General features: G+C 53.0%; 11 protein-coding genes. 10 read left to right on the top strand and 1 reads right to left on the bottom strand.

Annotation, left to right across the window (positions count from 1 at the left end; genetic code table 11):
- Both JU82_RS07120 and JU82_RS07115 read left to right on the top strand, forming a co-directional pair.
- Positions 1-290 (top strand): YbgA family protein (locus JU82_RS07120; protein ID WP_037948644.1); only part of this gene is annotated, 290 nt, incomplete at its 5' end.
- 1 nt (position 291) lies between these two features.
- Positions 292-1,668 (top strand): deoxyribodipyrimidine photo-lyase, encoded by a 1,377-nt coding sequence (locus tag JU82_RS07115; RefSeq protein ID WP_037948642.1) that lies wholly within the window; start codon positions 292-294, stop codon positions 1,666-1,668.
- A 12-nt stretch (positions 1,669-1,680) separates the two neighbouring features.
- Here JU82_RS07115 and JU82_RS07110 read toward each other — a convergent pair whose 3' ends face one another.
- On the bottom strand, positions 1,681-1,992 hold the full coding sequence (locus JU82_RS07110; RefSeq protein ID WP_037948640.1) for a hypothetical protein: 312 nt from the start codon (positions 1,990-1,992) through the stop codon (positions 1,681-1,683).
- A 97-nt stretch (positions 1,993-2,089) separates the two neighbouring features.
- On the opposite strand from JU82_RS07110, the gene JU82_RS07105 reads away from it, so the two are divergent.
- The 8 genes from JU82_RS07105 to JU82_RS07070 all read left to right on the top strand — a co-directional run.
- Positions 2,090-2,500 carry a rhodanese-like domain-containing protein gene (locus JU82_RS07105; protein ID WP_037948638.1) on the top strand — a complete coding sequence of 137 codons (411 nt, stop codon included), beginning with the start codon at positions 2,090-2,092 and terminating at the stop codon, positions 2,498-2,500.
- The gene (locus JU82_RS07100; protein ID WP_294892468.1) at positions 2,467-2,775 is read left to right on the top strand and encodes a GIY-YIG nuclease family protein; all 309 of its coding nucleotides are present in this window, start codon (positions 2,467-2,469) and stop codon (positions 2,773-2,775) included. The genes JU82_RS07105 and JU82_RS07100 overlap by 34 nt, the downstream gene beginning before the upstream one ends.
- A gap of 35 nt (positions 2,776-2,810) precedes the next feature.
- Positions 2,811-3,836: a tRNA 2-selenouridine(34) synthase MnmH gene (gene mnmH, locus JU82_RS07095; RefSeq protein ID WP_294892467.1), complete on the top strand. Its 1,026-nt coding sequence runs from the start codon at positions 2,811-2,813 to the stop codon at positions 3,834-3,836.
- Positions 3,820-4,854, top strand: coding sequence for a selenide, water dikinase SelD (gene selD, locus JU82_RS07090; protein ID WP_037948632.1), 1,035 nt, complete (start codon positions 3,820-3,822; stop codon positions 4,852-4,854). Before mnmH ends, selD begins: the two co-directional genes overlap by 17 nt.
- 4 nt (positions 4,855-4,858) lie before the next feature.
- Entirely contained in the window at positions 4,859-5,950 is a 1,092-nt protein-coding gene (locus JU82_RS07085) for a transglutaminase-like domain-containing protein (RefSeq protein WP_037948630.1), read from the top strand.
- Positions 5,947-6,558 (top strand): mercuric transporter MerT family protein, encoded by a 612-nt coding sequence (locus JU82_RS11920; protein WP_294892466.1) that lies wholly within the window; start codon positions 5,947-5,949, stop codon positions 6,556-6,558. The genes JU82_RS07085 and JU82_RS11920 overlap by 4 nt, the downstream gene beginning before the upstream one ends.
- Complete coding sequence (locus JU82_RS07075; RefSeq protein WP_037948628.1) at positions 6,546-6,812, top strand: heavy metal-associated domain-containing protein; 267 nt, start codon at positions 6,546-6,548, stop codon at positions 6,810-6,812. The genes JU82_RS11920 and JU82_RS07075 overlap by 13 nt, the downstream gene beginning before the upstream one ends.
- A gap of 97 nt (positions 6,813-6,909) precedes the next feature.
- On the top strand, positions 6,910-7,805 hold an 896-nt coding region (locus JU82_RS07070; protein ID WP_294892463.1), incomplete at its 3' end, for a glycosyltransferase family 2 protein.

Raw genomic sequence — 7,805 nt, 5'->3', positions numbered from 1 at the left:
AGCACCTCTTCAAAACGGCGATTGCTCATAAAAGTTCGATCAAACGGACGCGCAATGTTCTCGAACACATGGCAGGGTTTTTCAAAAACGATCTCAGCCGTCCCGAAAAAGAGATTCTGCACGACCAAATCGGCGACTATGCCGATAAAATCGTCCCGTTGATCGTTCCGCTCTCGACGATTGCGCTGTATGCGAAAAAATACGATACGGCCTACCTGCTCGGACAGCGTTTTCTAGCTCCCTACCCAAAATCTTTAGCGCTGCGTTCGCATCTGGACGCGGGGAAATAGAATGCGCCGCATTCTGTGGTTTCGGCGCGATTTACGTGTCGATGACGCCCCTTTGCTTTCCGGGCAAGGCGACGTGCTTCCGATCTTCATCTTCGATCCGAATATCCTGAACAACCTCGACAGCGATGATCGCCGCGTCCGCTTTATCTACGAGGCGTTGATCCGCCTTAAGACCGCTCTGCGGCATCGCGGTCTTGATCTGGCGCTTTTCTGGGGAAAGCCGACTGAAGTCTTCGACTGGCTCCTGAGCCGCGATACGTATGACGACGTGTGCGCTTCGGGCGATTACGATGTGTATGCGCGCGAACGCGACCGTAACGTCTCCCATCGCCTCCCCTTTACCTATCTGCGCGATACCTACATCTTCAGGCCCGACGAAGTGCTCAAAAACGACGGAACGCCCTACCTTGTCTTTACCCCGTTTTACAACCGCGCCAAAGCCCTTTTTGAGCCAAAGCATCTGTCCGAATCGCTCCCGGCCGATCAGACGCTAATCCCTTTTGATTACGACGGCATCCACCGCATCGACGGTACAACCCTCACGCGCCTTCCGCTCTGCCTCGCATCGATCGGGTTTTCGCCCCGGCCGCTTGCTCCTCATCAATCGCTCTCCCCCGAAGCCAAACTCGCGTCGTTTGCCTCCCGGATCGAACGCTATAGCGCCGAGCGCGATTTCATGGCGTTGGATGCCACCTCGCACCTCAGTGCCGATCTGCGTTTCGGGACGATCTCGATCCGCGCCGTCCTGCGATGGCTTGCCGCTCAAAAAAAACAGGGGATCGATACCGAACCCTTTTTCCGCCAGCTTATTTTCCGCGAATTCTACGCGATGCTACTCTATCACTTTCCGCATCTTTCCGCGCGCAATTTTCGCTATCCGTTTGCCGGTTTCCAAGACGATGAACGCTTTAATGCGTTTTGCACCTCGCGCACCGGCGTGCCGATCGTTGATGCCGGAATACGCCAGCTGCTGGAAAGCGGAGAGATGCACAACCGCGTTCGGATGATCTGCGCAAGCTTTTTGACCAAAAACCTCCTCTTGCCGTGGCAGTGGGGGGAACGTTTTTTTGCCGCGCACCTGATGGACTACGACGCGGCAAGCAATATTCTATCATGGCAATGGAGCGCCGGGACGGGAGTCGATCCGCAGCCCTATTTTCGGATTTTCAACCCTTACACCCAAACCGCCAAATTTGATCCCGAAGGAATTTATATTAAACAATATCTTCCTGAACTTGCCGACGTTCCGGCGAAAATCCTCGGCGATGAAGCGATGTTAAAGCGTTCTGTGCTTGGAATCTATCCGCCCCCTCTCGTCTCCCACAAAGAGAGTGCCGATCAAGCGCTGGAGTATTTCAAAAACTCCCTTGCACGTTAGCTCTATGAACCCTCAGAAAAAAAACCACACCAGCAGCGCAACCCCGATTGCCAGATTAACCCAGCTTCCGCCCGCTTCGAACAGCATCACAAGCAGCTCATAATAATATTTTTCGATCATTTCCGGCGATTGCGCAAGCCCGCGTTCGGCGTACGCGGTGATGTCGCTTCCCCAGATAAAACCGACAATTTCGGGAACGATGAGCAAAAGGACGATCCCCAAAAATCCCCACATCGATTTTTCGGGTTTCATCGATTGCAATGCTTTTCTGGTAACCGGACTTTGGACGATTTGGCGGGCTTTGGCTTTGAGTGTATGTTTCATCGTGAGCGTAATGCATTCCTGATATTTATCTGAAATATTATAACCTACCCGCCATTAAGGATCGGATACACGCTAAAATACCGAAAAAGGAGTCGCCATGACACGCCAACAGATCATGAATCTGCTATCCTGGATTTTGCTCATCGGGGTTATGTTCTATTTTGCCTACGCAAAAGGGTGGATACTCGCCGATTTCGAATCCGTATCTCCCAAACAGGCGCAGACGCTTTTGGCAAACGATAAAGACGTTTTCCTCCTTGACGTCCGCACCCCCGAAGAGTTCGCAGAGGAGCATATCGAAGGCGCGACCTTAATCTCGTTGGATACCTTAAACACCTCGATCGGCAAGCTTCAAGAGGTCAAAAAGAAAAAAATCATCGTCTATTGCAAAAGCGGAATGCGCAGCGTCGCCGCTTCGCGCATCCTTGCGAATAACGGTTTTGTCCCTCTCAATCTTGAAGGCGGGATCAACGAATGGAAAAACGAAGGGCTGAGCGTTACGCGCTGACACCGATGGACGTCCCAACCCAAGTTCCCGCGTACACGCTGTACATCCTGCGGTGCAGCGACGCTACGTTGTACACCGGCATCACCAACAACCTTGAAAAACGTCTGCAAGAGCACAACACTTCGGACAAAGGGGCAAAATATACCCGCTTCCGCCGTCCCGTAACACTCGCCTATCAGGAGCCGTGCCGTGATAAAAGCACCGCCCTCAAACGTGAAATCGCCGTCAAAAAAATGACCCGATCGCAAAAAGAGGCATTGTGTGTCTCTACGTAAAAGCACCCTTGTCTAAAGGGTCTATCAGACGATAAATGCTATCATTCCGAATGATACGAACCATACCCATTGAAACCTTTTTAGAATCGCTCGACTCGTACGATCTCATTATCGATGCGCGAAGTCCGCACGAATACACTGAATCCCATATTCCTTTGTCGCAAAACTTTTACGCGCTTAACGATGAAGAGCATCATCAAGTGGGAACAACCTATAAGCAGGTATCTCCTTTTGAAGCACGCGTACAGGGGGCATCGTTCGTGTGTCTGAATGCCGCGCGCCATATTCATGACATCTATCCGGCCTTCACGCCCAATTCCAAAATAGCCATCTACTGCGCCCGAGGCGGGATGCGTTCTTCTTCTCTGGGAACCATCCTCTCCAGCATCGGCTATCCTATCGATCGCGTCATAGGGGGATACAAGTCCTATCGTTCGGTGATCGTCAGCTATCTTGAAAATCTCCCGTCTTTCAACTTCATAACCCTCGCCGGCTATACGGGATGCGGCAAAAGCGACCTGCTGTGCGAACTGGACAACGTGATCGACCTCGAAAAAATGGCCAATCATTACGGTTCCGTTTTCGGCGATGTCATCGGCGATCAGCCGGGGCAAAAAGAGTTTCAGAACCGTTTGGCGCATGCTCTGTTTGCGTTGCAGCGCGACAAAGGCGCTTTCATCGAAGCCGAGAGCAAGCGGATCGGCAAGATCAATCTCCCCTCGACGCTTTACAAACAAATGGAATCGGGACTGCGCATCGAGATTACGGCGCCGCTGGAACAACGGATCGAGCGGATCCGGTTTATGTACGACCAAATGGACGAAAACTTTTTCAGGGAACGGATGGAACGCATTTCTCCCTACATCAGCCGCGAAGACAAATCCGAAAGCATCACGGCATTCGAGAACGGCGAACTCTCCAGAGTGGCCGAAATATTATTGACCCAGTATTACGACAAAGTCTACAAAAGCGCCCTCAAACCTTCCCTGAGCATCTGCAACGATGATCCCGCCAAAACCGTCGAAACGCTCAAAGGCATCCAGAATGAATACCGACGCTAAACTGACCAAATACGTTCGCGCTTCCGGATGCGCCGCCAAACTCTCTCCCGGATCACTGGACAACGTGACCTGCCATCTCAAATCGTTTCACAAAGATTTGCTGGTAGGATTCGAGGGGAACGAAGACGCCGGGGTATATCGCATCAGCGATGAAACGGCCCTGGTACAGACCCTCGATTTTATCACCCCCGTCGTCGACGATCCGTTTATCTACGGCCAGATTGCAGCCGCCAATTCGCTGAGCGATGTTTTTGCCATGGGCGGCGATGCCAAAACCGCGCTCAATATCGTCGGATTCGACGGTAAAAACCATCCGACCGACGTCCTGAGCGAAATACTGCGCGGTGGCCAGAGCAAAGCGCACGAGTGCGGCGCGGTCATTATCGGAGGACACACGATTGAGACTCCGGAGATGATTTACGGCCTCTCCTGCACCGGCTTCGTCCATCCCGATCGGATACTGCGCAACAATACGCTGCGCGAGGGAGATCTGATCCTTTTGACCAAACCGCTCGGATTGGGAATCCTGACGACGGCCATCAAAGCCGATCTTCTCGACGGCGCAACGGCTCTGCGCGTTGCCGACACGATGCGCACGCTCAATTACAAAGCCTCTTTAATCGCCAGAGAATTGGACGCTCACGCGTGTACCGATGTCACGGGATTCGGATTTTTGGGGCATTTGCAGGAGATGAGTGCCGGAAAGCTCTCGATCGAAGTGGACAGCGCTTCCGTCCCGTTTTTTCCCGAAGCTCTGACGATGGCCTCGATGGGGATCATCCCCGCCGGAAGCTACGCCAACAAAGAGCATCTGGAATCCAAAGTCCGCTTCCGACGAACCATCGGGGCCGATCATGAGATGCTTCTTTTTGACGCGCAGACCTCAGGAGGCCTGTTGATTTCCGCAAGCGCCGAAAATGCCGAAAAAATGCTGCTGCGCTGCCGCGACGAAGGAATACCTGCCGTCATCGTCGCACAGGTTGTCGCGAAAACCGACACCGATATTATTGTAGGATAAAACGATGCAACGACGCGAATTCATCACCAAAACAACCGCTGCGGGAGCGCTATGCTGCGTCCCCTCCTTCCTGATGTCCGCCGCACCGCTCAAGAGCAAAGAAGCGCTTGGCGTTTACACCATCGACTGGAACTTTGATCTGTCGCATCACGGTGAGCGGGCGTGTGCCTTGTGGATTCCCCTCCCCTCGGACATCAGCGGATTTCAAACCGTTCTGGAAACCAGAACCAAAAACAATGCCGCCAAAAGCCTCGAAACATCCCACAATGCGTACCGTGCCCGTACCTTATATGCGTTCTGGGATCAAAGCGCTGCACCCAAAACCCTGAACATGAGTTTTACCGTGGCCTTGCGCGACCGCCAATGCACCTTCAAGCGCAAACGGCTTTGTCCCGATACGATCGAGCAATCACGCACGTTTTTAGCCCCTACGGCACATATTCCGACCGACGGCACCGTGGCCGCAATCGCCAAGCACATTGTCGCCCGTGAGAAAGATCCCCTCAAAAAAGCACGCAAAATCTACGACTGGATCATTGCCAACAGCTATCGGGACGAAAGCGTTCAGGGATGCGGCACAGGGTCACCGAACACTATGCTTGCGCAACTGGAACGCGAGGGACGCATGGGCGGCAAATGCCTCGACATGTCGGCTCTGTGTGTAGCGCTGATGCGTGCGTCCGGCATCCCGGCCAGAGAAGTCATGGGAATTCGCGTCGGGGCGTCGCGTTTTTCGATCGCCTTCGGTACCAAAGAAGACATCACCAGATCCCAGCACTGCAAGGTAGAATTTTTCATCGATACCATCGGCTGGATTCCGTGCGATCCTGCCGACATCACCAAACTGATCCTCAAAGAGGGAATCGATCGGAATTCTCCGCGCGTCCGCGAGCTTGCGAATAAATTTTTCGGGTTTTGGGAAAACAACTGGATGGCATTCAACCACGCCAGAGATTTTGATCTCTACCCGGCCAACGCACAGGGTACCCTCGATTCGTTCGGCTACGTGTACGGAGAGGTTGACGGCGAATACCTCGATCCTTTTGACCCGTCCGCCTATCGTTATACGATTCACGCACAAAAAGCGACCCTATGATTCTCGATTGCCGCGACATGGACTGTCCCCGTCCCGTACTCGAAACCAAAAAAGCGCTGGATGCCCTGCCCGAAAACGCGACGCTGATCGTCGAAGTCAACACCCTAAGCGGCCGCGAAAACTGCAAACGTTTCGCCCTCTCCCAGCACTGTACTTTCACCGAAGAGCGTCTGGATGAGGGTGCCACGCGCCTCACGATTGTCAAGGGGACAGGGTATGTCGCCCAATCCGATGATGAAAACCCCGTCGACATCATGATGCAACAGGAGCGGCGCAGCGCGGTGCTGGTTCTCTCCGGCGCGCTCATTACGGCATTGCTCTCCGCCTCATGCTGTCTGGTGCCGACTCTGTTTATCGTTTTCGGCATTTCGTTCGCCGGCATTATCAATGTCGCCGCATTGGAGGCGTACCGATGGATATTCACCGCACTTGCCGCCCTCATGCTGGGGATCGGATTTTATCGGATGGTGATCAAAAAACAGATCGAATGCGATTGCGAGCCGAGCCTCACCTCCAAAATCCTGCTGGCGCTGTTCTGGACGCTTTTCGTCCTCAGCCTTGCCGCACTCTTTTATCCGTACTACGAAGGATTGATATGGGGAGAATAATACTGGGCATGCTGCTTGTCTCTTCGCTGATGTACGGGCGCGAGTGGACGCTGCACATCGAGGGAATGCACTGTATCGCCTGTACGCTGGCGGTCAAAAAAGCATTATACGGCGTCAAGGGCGTCACCAATGCCAAAGTCAATTTCAAAACCCAGACCGCCGTTGTCACCGCCGATGAGACGGTAACGCTACGCATGATGCAAGATGCCGTACAACAGACGGGCTATACGGCGAATGCTTTAATTCGACACTAGTTACAAAAGGTAAAAGCAGTGATGAAAAATTCCAAAATTCTTTCTCAAAATCAATCAATATTCCCCTTTATACTTAAATAATAGTACTATTGTATTTATGTCAAACTCAATTAATAAAACTATTTCTGTCGTCATCGCCGCCTACAACGGCGCCGCGTACATCAAAGAGCAGCTCGATTCCATCGCGGCCCAAACGCTCCAGCCCACCGAGATCATCGTTCAGGATGATTGTTCGAGCGACGAAACCGTTGCCATCGTGCAAACCTATCTCTCCCGACTCCCCATCACGCTCAGCGTTAATCCCGAAAATGTGGGGTATATTCGCAATTTTGAGTCGGCGCTTGCCAAAGCCGGCGGAGAATACATCGTACTGTGCGACCAGGACGACATCTGGGTCCCGTACAAACTCGAACGTCTGATGCAGGCCATCGGCACGAAATCGCTGGTCTACAGCAACTCCTATCTGATCGATTCAGACGGAAACCCCATCAACAAAACCCTCTCGGACAAACTGCGCAACCGTTTCATCGAAGCCGCGACTCCCCTCTCCTTCGTATACGACAACTGTGTTTCCGCTCATGCGATGATCTTCCACCGCTCATTGATGCCGCTTCTTTTCCCGTTTCCGCGCCATCTTTATTTCGACGCTTGGATTGCGGCATGCGCCGCATCCTCGGGAGGAATCGCTTACATCGACGAAGCGTTGGTCGGATACCGTCAGCACGCCTGCAACACTCTGAACAGACACTGCAAGCACCAGCGCTCGATCCTCAAAGATATCATCCGAAAACACGCCAAAAAAATAGACGGCAACATGGCGAACGCCGCGATGATCGACGAGTTGCTGCGCATTCCCACTCTCAGCCAAGACGACCGTACCGTGCTAGAGAGGCTCAGAGATCATCACGCCTCGTTCCCCTCGCGCTGGTTCAACCTGCCGCTGATGCTTTTGCTTCTCCGCAACCGCTCGACGCTGTTTGCGATGACCAAACG

The organism is Sulfuricurvum sp. MLSB (assembly GCF_000747095.1).
GTDB lineage: Bacteria > Campylobacterota > Campylobacteria > Campylobacterales > Sulfurimonadaceae > Sulfuricurvum.
Note: the sequence above shows the minus strand (reverse complement) of the source record. Positions and strands in the feature narration are given on the sequence as shown.

Excerpts from the sequence above, each read along its gene's own strand:
- JU82_RS07115 (WP_037948642.1), top strand. The coding sequence starts at position 292 with ATGCGCCGCATTCTGTGGTTTCGGCGCGATTTACGTGTCGATGACGCC.
- JU82_RS07110 (WP_037948640.1), bottom strand. The coding sequence starts at position 1,992 with ATGAAACATACACTCAAAGCCAAAGCCCGCCAAATCGTCCAAAGTCCG.
- JU82_RS07105 (WP_037948638.1), top strand. The coding sequence starts at position 2,090 with ATGACACGCCAACAGATCATGAATCTGCTATCCTGGATTTTGCTCATC.
- JU82_RS07100 (WP_294892468.1), top strand. The coding sequence starts at position 2,467 with ATGGAAAAACGAAGGGCTGAGCGTTACGCGCTGACACCGATGGACGTC.
- mnmH (WP_294892467.1), top strand. The coding sequence starts at position 2,811 with ATGCTATCATTCCGAATGATACGAACCATACCCATTGAAACCTTTTTA.
- selD (WP_037948632.1), top strand. The coding sequence starts at position 3,820 with ATGAATACCGACGCTAAACTGACCAAATACGTTCGCGCTTCCGGATGC.
- JU82_RS07085 (WP_037948630.1), top strand. The coding sequence starts at position 4,859 with ATGCAACGACGCGAATTCATCACCAAAACAACCGCTGCGGGAGCGCTA.
- JU82_RS11920 (WP_294892466.1), top strand. The coding sequence starts at position 5,947 with ATGATTCTCGATTGCCGCGACATGGACTGTCCCCGTCCCGTACTCGAA.
- JU82_RS07075 (WP_037948628.1), top strand. The coding sequence starts at position 6,546 with ATGGGGAGAATAATACTGGGCATGCTGCTTGTCTCTTCGCTGATGTAC.